This is a genomic window from Amycolatopsis sp. NPDC114505 (assembly GCF_055633615.1).
The window spans coordinates 2,003,398-2,019,529 of record NZ_JBVKDV010000001.1 but is presented as its reverse complement, the minus strand read 5'-3'; the positions used below and the strand labels follow the sequence as shown (position 1 = coordinate 2,019,529).

The following is a 16,132-nucleotide window of genomic DNA, read 5'->3' as shown; positions in this document are numbered from 1 at the left end:
AGCCCGTACACGAAGGTCACCCGTCCGTGGAAAATGGACAGCATGCTGAACGACTTGCGCCGGCTCCCGCCGGTGGGCGCGGTGATCGAGCGGGACGGGCCGATCGTCCGGACGCACTACGGCACCCACGGCGAGGTGAGCCACGGGCCGCTGCCCGAAGGTGATCTCGACGCGCTCGTCGCGCGGCAGGTCGAGGCGTTCGGGCACCGGAACGAACCGGTGGAGTGGCCGGTGTACGGCGACCCGCGGCTCGCCGAAGCCCTGCTCGCCGCGGGTTTCACGGCGGAGCCGGAACGCGCGTTGCTCGTCTGTCCGATCGGGACCGACACCACCCCGCTTCCCCGAATCGGCCACGACTGGCCCGCGCACCAGCGCGTCTCCGAACTGGCCGCCGAGACCGGCCCGCACCGCCGTCCGTACGCCGAGTTCCTCGCCGACGCGGCCCACCTGGACCGGTCGTCCGAGGTCGTCCTCGACGGCGATCGGGCCGCGTGGCTCGAAGAAATCGGTGACCGCATGGTCGTCGGCGGGATCACCGACCCCGGCTTCGCGGCGACGGTCGCCGGCCACGACTGGCGGGCGATGCCCCGCGTCGGCGAGGCCCATCCGGGCGTGCGGTCGCTGCTCGCGGAAGCCGACGGCGAACTGCGCGAAGCCTTCGAGGCGGCCGGGATGCGCGAGACCACCACCGTCACCCGGTACCGCTTGCCGTCCCCCGGCGAGCCCGCGCGGACCCGGCCGGTCCGCCGGCTGTTCTCCGAGCCGGAGCACGACGAGATCTGGGCCCGCTTCTCCGAAAAGTTCGCCTTCCGGCCCGACACGAGGACGTTCCCCGGCATCACCGAACCGCCGGGCTCGGCGACCTGGCACGTCGGCGACCTCGGCGACGCGCAGCTGGACGCCCTGTCCGACGTCGTCCACAAGGGACTGCGTGCCGTCGGCGAAGAGCTGTACTGGCTCGACTGGCACCACGTCGGTTACCGCTTCGACCCCGCCCGCGTCGACGGCGCCGGGCCGCGCCGGCCCGGCGCCGTCTTCCCGGACGGGGACTACCACATCTACCTCACGCAGGACCTCCGCCTGGGCACTTTCGGGCACCCGTGGGAAGAGACCGTCTGCGTGTGGGGTGAGCTCCTCACGCGGATCGACGCCGAGCTGACCGTAGCGCTCGGCGAGCCGCTCCGGCGGTCAGAACCCTGAGGTCCCGTTGGGCGTGCCCAGACCGGTCGGCCCGTCGTAGCCAGCACCCGCCGTGCAGAGGTAGGTCCCGCCGCAGCTGCCGTTCGAACCCGACGTCACGTCGTACAGGCCGCCGCTGTGGGCGTACGGGTACGACCCCGACGTCACCGAGTTGCCCGCCAGCGCGTACACGCTCGCGATCACCGGCGACGACAGGCTCGTTCCGCCGACCTGGACCCAGCCGTCCGCGCCCTGCGCGAGCCCGAGCGACAGCAGCAGGTCGCAGAACGACGAGCTGCCGCAGCTGTTGTACGTGTCGTAGACCCCGAGCCCGGTGGCCGGGTCCGCGACCGCCGAGACGTCCGCGACCGTCCTCTTCGCACACGCGGTGTCGTGCTGCCACGCGGGTTTCGCCTCCAGCGCCGAACAACCGCTGCCGCTGCCCTTCCACGTCGTCTCGGTCCAGCCGCGCGTGGTGCTCGTGGACTTCTTCAGCGTCGTGCCACCCACCGCCGTGACGTACGGCGACGACGCCGGCCAGCTGACGCCGTAGCCGGAGTCACCGGACGACGCCGTGACCGCGATGCCGGGGTGGTTGAGGTGCGCGTCCGCGGCGAGGATCGTCGAGTCCTCGGTGCCGCCGTAGCTGTTGGAGATCGCCACCACGCCGGGCGTCGCCGCGGCCGTGTCGACCGCCGTCATCAGCGGGTCGGTGTCCGGGGAGTTCGCCTCCACCAGCAGGATCTTGCAGTCCGGGCAGGTCGCCGACACCGCGTCGAGGTCGAGGCTGATCTCCTCGGCCCAGCCGTAGTCGGGCGCCGGCAGCGGGCTCGCCGCGCCGTTCTGGTTGACCTTCTTGAAGCAGCCGTTGGCCGTCGTGCACGCGGAAAGCCCGCGGGCGGACCGGAACTTGGCCAGGTCGGCCTCCGCGGTGGGCGCGTCCTGGGCGTCGACGATGGCCACCGTGCGGCCGTTCGCGTGCAGGCCGCCGAGGTTGTACGCGGCCTGGATCTCGGCCGGCCCGTAGCCGACCGGGGTGGACGTGAGCAGCGGGCCGTTGCCCTTCGGCGAGCGGATCGCCTTGCCGAGGCAGTGCATCTTGCCGGACGTGGCACAGCCGAAGTTCACGACACCGCCGCTCTGCAGCGGCGTGGCTTCGGCGGTCGAGGTGGCCACCGTCAGCGGGGCCGTGATCAGGGAGAGGACGACGAGGGACCGGAGCAACCGTGGAGGCGCCATTGCCTACTCCTCGGTAGGGGACGAGGTGTGGCACGGGATCGTCGCATGTCACTCGTTCGTGGTCACCCGCTCGATGGATGTTTCTCGGTTCAGTCATTCGCCCACCGCACCGCCAATCGGACGAATGGTCACGAACCCACTCACCCTGGCGAGACATTGGTCCAGACAAGTGTTACCAAAAAGAGATCGAAGCACCGCTCACCGGGAGCTAATTTGTTGTGACTCACAACGAATGCTCGTGGATCCCCAACGGCGGAGGTGTCACGGCGTGAACCGGACCCTGAACAAGCTTCGACGACGCGGCCCGAGGTTCGCGCTCGTCGCCTCGGCACTGCTGGTGGCGGCCGGGCTCAGCGCCCCCGCCGCCCTCGCGGCCGACGACTACACCCAGAGCGTCACCCAGCTCAGCTCGACGCAGCTGCAGATCGACTTCACCCCGACGACCCCCGCGGTGTACGTGGACGTCCACTACACCGGCGTCCCGGGCGTCGGCCAGCAGAACGTGCGGATGGTCAACGGCTCCGGCACCTGGCGGACCACCGTCAACGGCCTGAGCACCGGGAACACGCTCGACTACTGGTTCACCTACGAGAAGAGCGGCCCGCAGTACGACACCCCGCACTTCACCTACACCGTCGGCGGCAGCACGACGACGGTCGCGGCGCCGACGTTCAGCCCGCCCGGCGGCACGTACTCCAGCGCCCAGACGGTGACCATCAGCAGCGCCACCTCCGGCGCGACCATCCGGTACACCGTGGACGGCTCGACGCCGACCGCGTCCTCGACGCTCTACAGCGGACCGATCAGCGTCCCGAACTCCCGCACGGTCAACGCGATCGCGCTCAAGTCCGGTTCGACGACGTCCCCCGTGTCCAGCGCGAGCTACACGATCGGCACCCAGGCCGGCTGCCCGACCCAGTCGGACACGCCGAACTTCGGCTCGAACGTGCGGATCTTCGACCCGGGCATGTCCGCGGCGACGATCCAGGCGCAGCTCGACACCGACTTCAACAACCAGAAGGACACGCTGACCGCGCAGATGGCGGACCGGCGCGTCGCCCACCTGTTCAAGCCGGGCACGTACAACAACGTGCACGACAACGTCGGCTTCTACACCTCGGTCGCCGGCCTCGGCCAGAACCCCGGCGACGTGCTGATCAACGGCGACGTCACGGTCGACGCCTTCAACGCCTCCGACAACGGCGTCGCGCTGCAGAACTTCTGGCGCTCGGCGGAGAACATGGCGGTCAACCCGTCCGGTGGCCAGGAGCGCTGGGCGGTCGCGCAGGCCGCGCCGTTCCGCCGGATGGACGTCCGCGGCGGGCTGCAGCTGTACCCGGCGAGCTACGGCTTCGCCAGCGGCGGCTACATCGCCGACACGAAGGTGGCCGGCCAGGCCGCGTCGGTGTCGCAGCAGCAGTGGTACACCCGCGACTCGCAGCTCGGCAGCTGGAACGGCGGCGTCTGGAACATGGTCTTCTCCGGCACCAGCGGCGCGCCGGCGAACACCTTCCCGAACCCGCCCGAGACCACCCTCTCGACGACCCCGGTCTCGCGCGACGTGCCTTACCTCTACCTTGACGGCACCGGCAAGTACCGCGTGTTCCTGCCTTCCCTGCGCACCAACGCGTCCGGCCCGAGCTGGGCGAACGGCAGCACCCCCGGCACGTCGGCACCGATGAGCCAGTTCTACGTCGTCAAGTCCGGTGACACGGCCTCGTCGATCAACAACGCGCTCGCCGCGGACTGCAACCTGTTCTTCACGCCGGGCGTCTACCACCTCAACCAGACGCTCAACGTGACCAAGGCCGGTACCACCATCCTCGGTATCGGCTACCCGACGCTGGTGCCGGACAACGGCGTCAACGCGATGCAGGTGTCCGATGTGGACGGCGTGCGGCTCAAGGGCCTGCTCTTCGACGCGGGCACGACGAACTCGCAGGCACTGCTCACGGTCGGCCAGTCCGGCTCGTCGGCATCGCACGCTTCGAACCCGACGACGGTCCAGGACGTGTTCTTCCGGATCGGCGGCGCGATCGCGGGCAAGGCGACGAACAGCCTGATCGTCAACAGCGCCAACACGATCATCGACCACATCTGGGCGTGGCGCGCCGACCACGGCAACGCGGGCACGTACGGCTGGAACACGAACACGGCCGATACCGGGCTCGTGGTGAACGGCGCGAACGTGCTGGCCACCGGCCTGTTCGTCGAGCACTACCAGAAGTACCAGGTGATCTGGAACGGCCAGGGCGGGAGGACGATCTTCTTCCAGAACGAGATGCCCTACGACGTGCCGAACCAGGCGTCGTGGAACGCTCCATCGGGGGTCGCGGGGTACGCCGCCTACAAGGTCGCGTCGAACGTGACGTCCCATGAGGCATGGGGTCTCGGGAGCTACTGCTTCTTCGACACGAACCCGGCGGTGTCCAGCTACCACGCGTTCGAAGTGCCGAACACCAGCGGCGTCAAGTTCCACAGCCTGCTGTCGGTGTCCCTCAACTACCGCGGCACGATCACGCACGTCATCAACGACACCGGGGCCGTGACGCCCACGGGCACGGTGCCGGTGAACGTGGTCAGCTACCCGTAACCGGGTGAACCAGCGGCCCCGCACCGGACCCGACCCCGGTGCGGGGGCCGCTGTGTTTCTCAAGCCACGTGCAGGACGGCGTCGGCGTTCTCGAGCAGCTCCCGGGTGAGCGGCGCGTACCGGTAGTCGTTGTCATCCCGGGTGCGACCGGCCGGGATCTCGGCGGTCAGCTTCCACGTCTTCGTTTCGCGCTGCAGCAGGCCTTCGTAGGTGTCCGGGGCCGGCTCGCCGAGGCCGATGGCTTCGCTGTGGCCGAGGCTGCCGGCGACGAAGGCGTACCGGTCGCCGAGCCGCGACGCGACGATCGCCCCCGCGCCGGATCCCAGGTGGGCGTTGTGCGCGAACACCAGGGTCCGGCCGGGCGCCGAACCGTGGATGTCCAGGAGGTTCCGGGCCATGATGACCGCCCGGGCGCTCGCGAGGCGGGCGATCCGCGTGTCCCGGTCCCCGGGCAGCGCCGACGCCGCGTGGTAGCGCAGCAGGTCGAGCCCGGCGTTCGCGTGGATCCGCGCGCGGCTCGACTCCGCGGTCTCGACGCGGGCGTCGAGGGCCATGAGCAGGTCGTCCGCGATGACCCGCAGCTCGCGGGCCTCGGGTGACGCGCCGGGCGACGCGGCCGGGTCGAGGATCGCTTCGGAGCGGCTCCAGCGTTCGTCGTCCCCGGTCAGGGCCGCGATGTCGACGTCGAGGCCCAGGTGGTCGCGGACGTGCTCGAGGTAGGTGCGCGGGCTGGGCGCGCTGAACATCTCGGTCGGGGCGTCGAAGCCGTGGAAGGCCAGCGGTGCGTCGGCGGTCTCGTTGTACTCGCGGATCCACTCGATCAGCTGCCGGTTGGCGGCCACCTCGCCGAAGCCGTGCGAGAACCCGCCGTCGAGCGCGGCGACGCGGTCGGTCTCCAGCGCGATCGACCGGAAGCCGTGCCCGGCGAGCCGGGCGAACAGGTCGTTGCGGATCCGCCCGAAGGCCGGTTCGAAGTGCGTCGGCTCGCCGAACGCGAGCAGTTCGGCCGTGAAGTCCGTGAGGTCCATGTGGTTGAATCGTATCCTTGAACGCTCTATTGAGACCTGCCGACCTCGCGCGCGAGCACGGCATCTCCACGCAGGCGGTCCGCAACTACGAGCAGGACGGCTTCCTCCCGCCCGCTGCGCGCACCGAGAGCGGCTACCGGATCTACACCCCGGTGCACGCGGCAGCACTGCGTACCTTCCTCGCTTCGGTCCGGGCGTACGGGCACGCGACGGCCGGCGGGATCATGCACGCGGTCCACTCCGGAAGCCTGGATCGCGCTTTGACGCTCGTCGATCGCGGGCACGCGCAGCTGCTGCGCGACCGCGAAACCCTCAACACGGTCCGGAAGGCCATCGGCGACCTGACCGCCGAGCCGGCCTCGGCGCCGGCCGGGACCGGCTGGTCGATCGGCGAGCTGGCCCACCGGCTCGGCGTCACCGCGGCGACGGTGCGGGCGTGGGAGCGGGCGGGCATCCTCACGCCGTCGCGCGACCCCGCCACCGGCTACCGCGTGTTCAACGCGCCGGACATCCGCGACGCGGAGCTGACCCACCTGCTCAGGCGCGGCGGCTACCCGCTGGAGCACATCGCGACGGTGATCGGGCAGGTCCGCACCGCGGGCGGCACCGAGTCGCTGGCCGGCGCGCTGAAGACCTGGCAGGACCGGCTCACGGCGCGCGGCGTCGCCATGCTCGACGCGGCCGCGCGGCTCAGCGAGTACCTCGCCTCACAGCCGTGACTTCGGGTGCAGCCGGTCGTACTCGAGCGCGGCCGAGTGCTGGGTGCGCACGGGCAGGGACTTCTCCTTCTCGTCGTCGTCGACCTCGTTGAGCCCGAGCTGCACGGCTTGGCGGATCTGCTCGCGGTTGTCGCGCACGACGGCGGAGAAGAAGTCGTCGATCCGCGGGTCGACGAGCACTTCGAGCAGCACGCGGAACGACGTGTCGACGACCGTCCGCACGATCTCGTCGTGGAACGGGAGCCGCTTGAGCTTCCCGAGCTGCGGGTCCTCGGCGATCTTCTCGGCGATGATCGTCCGCAGCTCGGCCTTGTTGGCGTCGAGCGACTTGGCGAGGTTTTCGGGGTAGTTGCCGGTTTCCAGCACCTTGACGACCTCGTCGAGCACGGCGATGGTGATCGGCTTCTTGATGGCCTTGACGATCGGTTCGGACAGCTTGTCGACGAGCCGGTAGGTGAACTGCTCCCCGAGCGCCCGGTCCGCGGCCCGCCCGATCCGCACCAGCAGCAGCACGACGCTGACGAACTTGTGCGCGACCATCGCCGGGTGCGCGACGGGGATCATGGCGAACAGCTCGTACCAGTTGCGCACGAGGAACTTCTTGGCCCACCGGCGTTTCCGCCACCGCCAGAGGAACTCGAGGAGGAAGAGCCCGCAGATCCCGCAGTCGACGTAGAAGATCACGAGGCCGACGTCCCGCGCGGGCGGGCTGAGCACCATGAACCCGAGCAACCCGACCGACCCGGCGGCGAGGACGAGCATGATCCAGTCATCGGCGCGCACGTTCCCGGGCAGGATCCCGCTGTTGAGCTCCGGCTCGCGGGCGTCGCGAAGGGTGGCCATGCCCGATGATGGCACGCAGGGCGCCACTCAGCCGCTTCACCGCTCCGGGCGCAGCCTCCTCGTCCGGACCGCGAACAGCGCCGTGCAGGCCGCGGCCGTGAGCAGCAACGCACCGGCCGAGCCCAGCCACCACGGCCAGTCGTGCGTCCACAGCCGATCCGCCGCCCCGGCCTGCGGAAGATCCACGGTGGCAGCCCCGGCGGCATACCCCCACCGAGCGGGCGCGAGCCAGGACAGCTGAGCCAGCACCGGCCGCCCGGCGACCGGGATCATCCCCCCGCAGAGCACAAGCTGAGCCATCACCGTCACGACGAGCACGGGCGTCGTCTGTTCGAGCGACCGCACGAGCGCCGACCCGAGCAGGCTCAGCAGACAGGAGGCCAGCGCGGTGAGCCAGACCGCGACTCCGAGCTCAGCGACCGGCCGGGCCAGCAGGACGGCGTCGACCGGCCCCGGCTTGACCGCCGTGACGACGCCGACGAGCACCGCGGACTGCACGGCCGCGACCAGTGTGAAGACGGCGGCCTTCGCGAGCGCGTACGCGCCGGGTCGAAGGCCGACGGCTCGTTCACGCAGGAAGATCGCCCGCTCGGCGACGGCTTCCCGCGCCGACGCCGCCGCCCCCATGAACGCCGCGCCGACGAAGACCAGCACGAGCATCTGCGCGGCTTCCGTCGGATGCTCCGGCAGCGACCGCCGCAGCCCTTCGTGCCCGGGCACGGCCAACGCGAGCACGGCCAGCACGACCGGGACGAGCAGCAGGAACAGGGCGTACCCGGGATCGGCGAAGATCAGCCGCAGGTGCCGCGCGGCGAGCGTGCCGACCTGGTGCCCCAGCCCGGCGTGCACCGGCGGTGGTTCGGCGGACGCCTCGGGCGGCGGCGCCGGGCTCACCGGGGCCGGCTGGTGCGGCGGCGCGGTCCCCGCGACCACGCGGTGGAAGATGTCGGCCCAGTCGGCCGTGCCGAACCGCGCCCGCAGTTCCGCGGGCCGCCCGCTGAACACGGGGACGCCACCGGGCGCGAGCAGCAGGACGAGGTCGCAGCCGTCGAGGTGGGTGACGTTGTGCGTGACCACCACGACCGTCCGCCCGGCGTCGGCGAGCTCGCGCAGCCGGCCCATGATCTGCTTGTCGAGGGCCGGATCCAGGCCGGACGTCGGTTCGTCCAGCATCAGCAGCGACGGCGCGGTCAGCAGTTCGAGCGCGATCGACACGCGCTTGCGCTGTCCGCCGGACAACCGGTGGATCGGCTTGCGCGCGTGTTCGGTCAGCTCGACTTCGGCGAGCGTCTCGGCCACCCGGCGCCGGCGGGCCGCCGCACCGGTGTCGTCGGGCAGGCGCAGTTTCGCCGCGTAGGACAGGGCGCTCCGGGCGGTCAGCCGCGTGTGGACGACGTCGTCCTGCGGCACGACCCCGACCCGCCGCGCCACCGCCGACCGCTGCCGGTGCATGTCGTAGCCGTCGTAGGTGATGCGTCCGCTGGTCGGCGCGACCTCGCCCGAGAGCACCTTGAGCAGCGTCGACTTCCCCGCGCCCGACGGCCCGACGACGGCGACCAGTTGCCCGGGGCGCAGGTCCAGCGAGACGCCCGAAAGCAGCGACCGGCCCCCGACGGCGAACCCGACGTCGTCGGCCACGAGCCGGGTCCGCTCCCCGCCGGTCGCGACGAGGTTGTCGCCGTCGACGCGGAGATCGGTGGCCCCGACGGTGATCCGGTCACCGTCGGCGATCGGCGAGCGCCCGGCGACCGGGACGCCGTTGACCAGCGTCGGGTTCCGGCTACCCAGGTCGGTCAGCCGCCACGCCCCGCCGACGCGTTCCAGCCGGGCGTGCCGGCGGGAGACCTGCAGGTCGCCCAGCACGATGTCGTTGTCGGAGGCCCGGCCGATGGTGATCCGGACCCGGTTGCCGATCCACACGCCGGTCAGCCGGTCGTGGTCGGGGACGTCGGCACCTCGCCGGGCAGGCCCAGCAGTTCGGCGGTACCGAGCACGAGATAGCTGGCGTTGCAGCAAGCCCGTCGGTTTCCTGTCACGCCCTCCCACTGGATCCGCAGCCTGAGGACCCCACTGATGTCCAAGTCGATCGGGACCGGGCTGCCGTACGGCACCGCCCCGTTGAACACCTCGCGGCCGTCGGCGAAAATCTCCAGCTGCATCTTCAACGAAGAATCGCCCGCGTTGTCGTCGATGCCCGCCGTGGCGGTGAACCGGCGGAAACCCTTGGCGATGTTGTACTCGACGCCTTGCGTTTGAGTGCTGACCTCCACCGAACTGCCGAGGGCGTGGAGGTAGTTCTTGCCGGCGATGTTGGTGTTCTGGACGCTGCTGTTCCAGTCGCCGGACGCGGGACGGACGGAGTCGAGGTAGACCAGCTGGGCCTGGCGTGCGACCGTGAGCTTCACCGTTCCGCCGATCGCCGCTCCGGCGGCCGGGTCCTGCTCGATCACCTTGCCGTCATCGGCCGTCGCGTCGATCTTGTCCACTGTGGTCACTTGGATGCCGGGCAGTACGTCCTGGGCGTCCGCGAGCTTCTTGCCCACCACGTCCGGCATCACGCTGGGCTTCGCCGTCGTGGTCACCGAAGGCGAGTCGACGGCGGGCGCGACACTCGCCGGCGCGGAGGTCGTCGGCGCCGCGATCGGCGCCGGACCTGCGTTCGATGAGGGTCGGAAGGCGAACCAGCCACCGGCCAGCAGGGCGAGCACGACGAACAGGGTCAGTACGACCCGGCCGCGGCGACGGCGTTTCGGCGGGGACACGTTGACTCCTGTCGGCATGCTGGGCGAAGCGGTCGCGACGGGACGGCGGGGCGGCGGCGCCGGGGTGCCGTACACGGTCTGCGTACCCAGGCCCGTCTCGTTGAGGGCCACCGGGGGCGGCGGGGTGGCGAGCGGGAGGACGAGCGGCTCCTTCATCAGCTCCAGCACCAGCGCGTCCAGGATGGTCGCGACCTGCTGGGCGGAGTCGGGCCGGTCCGACGGCCGCTTCGCCATCAGCCACGAAAGGACGTCCCACAGCTGGTCGGGCACGCCGGCGGGGCGGCCCGGCAACGCGCTCTCGTGCAGCCGGATCACGGCGAACGTCGACTGCCCGGCGAACGGCGTCACCCCGCAGCACAGCTCGTACAACAGGATGCCGAGCGAGTACAGGTCCGACGCGGGCGTCGCTTCGAGGCCCTTGCCCAGTTCCGGGGCGAGGTACTGCGGGGTCCCGACCAGCAGCGACCGGCGGCCCAGGTCGGTGGCGGTCGCCAGCCGCGAGATGCCGAAGTCCGTCAGGCGCGGCACGGTCCCGTCCATCAGGACGTTCTCCGGCTTGACGTCGCGGTGCACGACGCCGGCCCGGTGCACGGCCGCGAGCGCCGCCGCCACCCCGGCTCCGATGCGCGCGACTTCGGCCGGCAGCAACGACTTCTCCGCCGTCAGCCGGGCCCGGAGATCACCGCCGCCGACCAGGTCCATCACGATCGCGACGGTCTCGCCCTCGACGACCAGGTCGTGCACGCCGACGAGGTTCGGGTGCCGCAGCCCGACCAGGATGGACCGTTCCTGCAGGAACCGCGCCACCAGCTCGGGATCCTCGACGAGCTCGTCGCGCAGCACCTTGAAGGCGTAGGCCTTCCCCTGCTCGTCGGAGCCGGCGAAGACCCGCCCCATCGCACCCGTGCCCAGCTGGTCGCCCAGCCGGTACCGGCTGCCCAACGCCTTTTCCATCTGCGGGACCTCCAAAAGAAACTCAGTCTTCGGGCTTGTTCCCGAAGAGTCCGTCGAAACCGGAGAAGAGCCGCCACGCGAACGGCGGGAGGTTCATGAGCGCCCGGGTGACGCCGGCGCGGTTCCGGAGTTCGGCCTGCCAGCCGAGAGAGCCGCCGATGCTCCGGTCGGCCTCGGCGACGAGCGGGACCGCTTCGTCCTTGTGGCCGGTCATCGCGAGCGCGATGCCGAGGTCGAGCTGGGTCCGCATGGTGTCCGGGTGGAACGGCCCGATCGACTCCCGCTGCTTTTCCAGCAGCGGCCGGAGGATGCCGGCGACCTTGTCGTACTGCTTGAGCTGCCCGTGTGCCTGCGCGGTGGAGTAGCGCAGCCAGTGGTGCAGCGGGTGGTGCTCGTGGAACACGTCCCGCACCGGCTTTTCCAGTTCCGCGAACTCCCGCAACGCCCGGTTCGGGCGACCACGGGTGACCGACGTGCGCGCGCATCGGACACCGGCCGCCAAGGCGAGCGGGCTCTCCTTCCCCAGCAACCCGATCAGCTCGTCCCGCGCGGACCGCAGCTGAGCTTCCAGCGCGTCCCAGTTCTCGTCGCGCAGCTTGAGTTCGGTGAGCTCCAGCGACATCTCGGCTTCGGCGTGCACGCCCATCGCCTCCAGCCGCAGCGGATGCCGCTCGTGGTCCGGCGTGTCGTACTCGTGGACGATCGCTTCGGCGGTCTTCCGCGCTTGCTTGAGCTCACCGAAGATGATCCGCAACCGGGCCAGTTCGAGCCGGGCCCGTGGATCCGGGTCGTCGACCTCGATGAAGGCGAGCGCCTCCCGGAAGCGTCCGCGCATCCGCTTCGCGACGGCCAGGTGCACCCGCGCCTCGGGCTCTTCGCCGTCCGGCACCGAGTCCGGCCAGATCGGGTCCGCTTCCGCGAACCGCCCCAGCTGGTCGAGCGCGCGGGCGCAGGTGAGCCGGGCGCGGAACGCGTCCCCGGAGTCCACGAGCGGGCGGCAAACCTTGACGGCCTCCTCGAAGTCACCGGCGTCGACCAGCGCCTCGGCCGCGGCGACGCGGTCGGCCGGCCCGGCGTCCGCGGCCAGGATCCGCTGGGCCGCTTCCCGCGCGGCCACGACGTCGCCCCGTCCGCGGAACCAGTCCAGCCCGATCCGCAGCAAGCGGGCACGCTGACCGGCGGGGACGCAGTCGTGCCCGGCGAGCGCCGCGGCGTGCCGGTGGAGGCGTCCGGCGTCCTCGGTCAGCTCGAGCACGGCCGTCGCGGTCGCGCGCGTGAGGTCGTCGTCGACGCCCGCGGCGTCACGGATCAGGGCGTGGATGTCCCACTCGGTCCCGAGGTGGATCAGCAGCGCGCGCCGGGCGAGCTCGGCGACCGCGTCGGCGACCGGTTCGCCCGGCAGCACGCGTCGCACCAGGTCGGCCGGGACGGGTGCCCGGGAGATCGCGGCCGCGATGTGCAGGATCCGTCGCGCGGTCGGCGTGCACTCGCCGACCGCCTGCCGCAGGACGTCCGCGGCGGTGTCCGGAACGGAGTCGAGGGCCTCGGCGAAGCCGACCGCACCCCGGCGGTCGCGATACGCGGTGACCACGCTCGTGAGGACGATCGGGTGGCCACCACACCGTTCGACGAGCCGTCGCACCGCCGCGAGCTCTTCGGGGTCGTCGGACCCGGCGATTTCCGTGTACAGCACGGAACCTTCGTCCGCGGACAAGCCGGTCAGGTCGACGACGGGAGCGGGCCAGTCCGGGTTGCCGGACCGCGTGGTGAGCACCGTCCGGACGAACGACGTCGGCATCACGAGCTGGTCGAGCACGTCGGCCGGCAGCTCCGACGGGACGTCGTCGATGATCCACAGCTGCGGTTCCCCGGCGGCTTCGACGCGCCGGGCGACCGCGTCGCGAACCTGGTCCGGCGGCAGGTCGCCGAGGTCCCCCGCGAGCGCGCGGAGGTGCTCGTGGAACCGGGTGAGCGCGCCGACGGGGTCGTCCTGGCCGAACAGGCCCAGCCACCGCACCCCGCCGGGGAAGGCATCCCGGAACAGGAACGCGTACTGCTCGGCCAGGCTGGTCTTCCCGAGCCCGGCGAACCCCCGCACGACGGCGAGCGCCGCCGGCGTCCGCGGCGTGGTGGCCGGCAGCTCGCGGGCGTGCAGGGCGCTGTGGATCGCCCAGAGCTGCCGGTACCGGCCGACGAACCGCCGGGGCCGCAGCAGCCGGGGCAGCACCGGTGCCGTGCTGCGCGCCGAACCCAGCGGAGTACCCGCGGCCCGGACCATCTCGGCGATCCGCTTGACGGTGGCCGCGCGTTCCTGATCGTTCTGCGGCCACGACGCGTAGGCGCCGTCCTCCAGTTCGACCGGAGCGATGTGGTTGCCGTCGGTCTCGGGGTTGACGACGAGCACCCGGCGCCGGGGATCGCCGAGGCGTTGCGCCGCGAGGAAGGCGGACGTCAGTTCCCATTGGCAGGCGTACCGCGTCGGGAACCGTCGCGAGTAGTAGGCGAGCAGCACCTTCGACTCGGCGAGAGCGGCGTCGAGCCGTTCGGTGATGCCCTCGAACCGCTGGATGTCCTTGTCCCGGAAGACCCGCAGGCCGGCGGCTTCGAGGGCGTTCTGCAGCGCGATCACCTCGACGCTGTCCGCCCAGGTAAAGCTGAGGAAGATGTCGTAGGTCAAGCCGCACCTCCGGAGCAGGTGAAGTCGTCCAGCCAGCTGATCCGCCGGAAGCCGAACGCTTCGACGGCGGCGCGTGGTGAGCTGAGAGCTTCCGGCGTTTCCGCCCGCAGGACCAGCTCACCGCCGACGTTGTGGACGGAGAGCGGCACGGTCACGCGGCCGGCCTTCCCGAGCGGAAGCTCGATGCGGCAACCGTCCCAAGTGGACACGACAAGCAGCCCGGGCGGTGCCGCGGCGGGCGGGAACACCGCGATCACGACGAGCCGCACGAGCTGCCGGACCTGCCGCAGATCGGCCGCCACCGACCGCCGCCGCACGGCGAGGAACGGCGTGCGCGACGCGGTCGTCCCGGAGCCGAGGTAGGCGGACCGGCCGTCGGCCAGTTCGTAGGCGCAGCCGAGTGTTGCGGCCCCGCTGACGGCTTCGACGGTCAGCAGCCCGATTGCGCTTTGCCGACGATCCAGGGTGACGGCCGGCGTCTTCGCGCCGAGCTGCAGCCGCCGGCCGGCACCGAGCCGCACGACGGGCCGTCCGGGCCGCCCGGCCCGGTGAACCGGTAGCGCCGGGCGGGTGGCGAGGTCGAGCGACGCACTGTCGAGGACGGTGCTCTCCCGTGAGAGGGGCGCCGGTGTGGCATCGAGGTCGAGCGAGGCGCCGCCGACCCCCGCCGGTTCGGCATCGAGGTCCAGCGAAGCATCGACCGGCGCACCACCGAGATCCGGCAACGCATCGCCAGCCACCACCGGCCGCCCGGCCCGCCGAGCCGGCGCGGGCCGGGCGTCCGGCGGCGCGGATCGGTCGAGCTCCAGCGAAGCGCCGCCCACCACCACCGGCTCGGCATCTAGATCCAGCGACGCATCGACCGGCGCACCACCGAGATCCGGCAACGCATCGCCAGCCACCACCGGCCGCCCGGCCCGCCGAGCCGGCGCGGGCCGGGCGTCCGGCGACGCGGATCGGGCGAGATCCAGCGAAGCGCCGCCCACCACCGCCGGCTCGGCATCGAGGTCAAGCGAAGCACCCACCACCGGCTCGGCCCCAAGGTCCACCGACGCACCCCCCACCACCGGCGCAGCCACCCCGCGCCGCCGCCGGAGGAACGGCAGATCCGCCCGCACCCCCGCCCCAGCGGGCGCCGTAAAATCCAGAGTCATCGCAAAACCCCGTAATCCCCGGCCAGCTCCGCGATCCCCGCCCGGTAACCCTCGCCGAGCACCTTGAACTTCCAGCCGCCGTGGTGCCGGTACACCTCGCCCAGCGCCAGCGCCGTCTCACCGTCGAGAGCGGGCGCCAGGTTCTCCGATCGGACCAGCTCGCGGTCGTCGCGGGGGTCGAGCCCGCGCACCGTCAGCGTCCGCAGCCGGCCGAGGCCGCGGCGCAGGCCGTTGCCCTCGTTGACGTACAACACCGCGACGATCCGCGACACCTCGTCGGGGACCGCGCCGAAGACGACTTCCACCTGCTCGGCGTCGTCGCCGGTCAGTGCCACCGATCGGCTCGGCTCGGTCAGCTGGTTGAAGAAGACGAAGTCCTCGGCCGAACGGGCCCGCCGCGCGCCGTCGCAGAGGATCGCGGCCATGACCAGGCTGTCGGCCAGTGCCGGTTCCGGGCCCGCCTCCCACCGGACGCCGAGGACGATGCCGGGCAGATCCGGGATCTCGCGGGTCAGCTCGACGTTCGAGCCGCGTCTGAGTGCAGCCATCACAGGTCCAAGTCGGAGTTCGAGAACTTGCTGCGGAGGAACGTCTCCTGGGTGCGCAAGGCGTCCGTGGCCCGGCCGCGTTCGGCGTCCTGGAGCGAGATCGCCTCGTCCAGCAGCGCTTCGAGCAGGGATCCGTTCGCGGTGTCGCCGGCCCGGATGACCGCTTCCAGGGTTGTCGGCAGGTGGTCGGTCACGATTCCGGCGATCGCCACGCGCGTGTGGATGTCCGGCGCCTCGCCGTCGCCGAGGAGCTCGGCCAGCACGTCGGTGATCTCCCGCGCGGTGACCACGGCGGACGGCGGCAGCCGGCCCGAACGCGCGTTGACGAACCGGATCAGCGACGCGAGCTCGGCCCGCAGCGCCTCCGGCGTGTCGTCCGGAGGTGCGTCGGCGAGCACCGGGACGAGCCCGGTTTCCCTGCGCAGCCAGGCCATCG

At 71.5% G+C, this 16,132-nt stretch carries 12 protein-coding genes; 3 read left to right on the top strand and 9 right to left on the bottom strand.

What is annotated here, in order from left to right; translation table 11 throughout:
• The first annotated feature begins 42 nt into the window (after positions 1 to 42).
• Complete coding sequence (locus ACZ7OU_RS10115) at positions 43 to 1,200, top strand: DUF2716 domain-containing protein (RefSeq protein ID WP_470254838.1); 1,158 nt, start codon at positions 43 to 45, stop codon at positions 1,198 to 1,200.
• On the opposite strand, the gene ACZ7OU_RS10110 is transcribed toward ACZ7OU_RS10115, so the two are convergent.
• Positions 1,189 to 2,418: a S53 family peptidase gene (locus ACZ7OU_RS10110; protein WP_470254837.1), complete on the bottom strand. Its 1,230-nt coding sequence runs from the start codon at positions 2,416 to 2,418 to the stop codon at positions 1,189 to 1,191. The two genes, ACZ7OU_RS10115 and ACZ7OU_RS10110, sit on opposite strands and share 12 nt — an antisense overlap.
• Positions 2,419 to 2,686: 268 nt before the next feature.
• Here ACZ7OU_RS10110 and ACZ7OU_RS10105 point away from each other — a divergent pair, with 268 nt between their 5' ends.
• Positions 2,687 to 5,011: a chitobiase/beta-hexosaminidase C-terminal domain-containing protein gene (locus ACZ7OU_RS10105; RefSeq protein WP_470254836.1), complete on the top strand. Its 2,325-nt coding sequence runs from the start codon at positions 2,687 to 2,689 to the stop codon at positions 5,009 to 5,011.
• A 59-nt stretch (positions 5,012 to 5,070) separates the two neighbouring features.
• On the opposite strand, the gene ACZ7OU_RS10100 is transcribed toward ACZ7OU_RS10105, so the two are convergent.
• Positions 5,071 to 6,039 carry an erythromycin esterase family protein gene (locus ACZ7OU_RS10100; RefSeq protein ID WP_470254835.1) on the bottom strand — a complete coding sequence of 323 codons (969 nt, stop codon included), beginning with the start codon at positions 6,037 to 6,039 and terminating at the stop codon, positions 5,071 to 5,073.
• 29 nt (positions 6,040 to 6,068) lie between these two features.
• On the opposite strand from ACZ7OU_RS10100, the gene ACZ7OU_RS10095 reads away from it, so the two are divergent.
• Positions 6,069 to 6,758 (top strand): TioE family transcriptional regulator, encoded by a 690-nt coding sequence (locus tag ACZ7OU_RS10095; RefSeq protein ID WP_470254834.1) that lies wholly within the window; start codon positions 6,069 to 6,071, stop codon positions 6,756 to 6,758.
• Here the strand turns inward: ACZ7OU_RS10095 and ACZ7OU_RS10090 are convergent.
• The 7 genes from ACZ7OU_RS10090 to ACZ7OU_RS10060 are packed head-to-tail and all read right to left on the bottom strand — an operon-like array spanning position 6,747 to position 16,130.
• On the bottom strand, positions 6,747 to 7,601 hold the full coding sequence (locus ACZ7OU_RS10090) for an ion transporter (protein WP_470254833.1): 855 nt from the start codon (positions 7,599 to 7,601) through the stop codon (positions 6,747 to 6,749). The genes ACZ7OU_RS10095 and ACZ7OU_RS10090 overlap by 12 nt on opposite strands.
• Before the next feature lie 36 nt (positions 7,602 to 7,637).
• The gene (locus tag ACZ7OU_RS10085) at positions 7,638 to 9,521 is read right to left on the bottom strand and encodes an ATP-binding cassette domain-containing protein (RefSeq protein WP_470254832.1); all 1,884 of its coding nucleotides are present in this window, start codon (positions 9,519 to 9,521) and stop codon (positions 7,638 to 7,640) included.
• A 5-nt stretch (positions 9,522 to 9,526) separates the two neighbouring features.
• Entirely contained in the window at positions 9,527 to 11,317 is a 1,791-nt protein-coding gene (locus tag ACZ7OU_RS10080) for a protein kinase domain-containing protein (RefSeq protein WP_470254831.1), read from the bottom strand.
• A 22-nt stretch (positions 11,318 to 11,339) separates the two neighbouring features.
• The gene (locus ACZ7OU_RS10075) at positions 11,340 to 13,994 is read right to left on the bottom strand and encodes a tetratricopeptide repeat protein (RefSeq protein WP_470254830.1); all 2,655 of its coding nucleotides are present in this window, start codon (positions 13,992 to 13,994) and stop codon (positions 11,340 to 11,342) included.
• Positions 13,991 to 15,148 (bottom strand): hypothetical protein, encoded by a 1,158-nt coding sequence (locus tag ACZ7OU_RS10070; protein WP_470254829.1) that lies wholly within the window; start codon positions 15,146 to 15,148, stop codon positions 13,991 to 13,993. Before ACZ7OU_RS10070 ends, ACZ7OU_RS10075 begins: the two co-directional genes overlap by 4 nt.
• Positions 15,145 to 15,696, bottom strand: coding sequence for a TerD family protein (locus ACZ7OU_RS10065; protein ID WP_470242300.1), 552 nt, complete (start codon positions 15,694 to 15,696; stop codon positions 15,145 to 15,147). The genes ACZ7OU_RS10070 and ACZ7OU_RS10065 overlap by 4 nt, the downstream gene beginning before the upstream one ends.
• The gene (locus tag ACZ7OU_RS10060; protein WP_470254828.1) at positions 15,696 to 16,130 is read right to left on the bottom strand and encodes a hypothetical protein; all 435 of its coding nucleotides are present in this window, start codon (positions 16,128 to 16,130) and stop codon (positions 15,696 to 15,698) included. The genes ACZ7OU_RS10065 and ACZ7OU_RS10060 overlap by 1 nt, the downstream gene beginning before the upstream one ends.
• Positions 16,131 to 16,132: the final 2 nt, after the last annotated feature.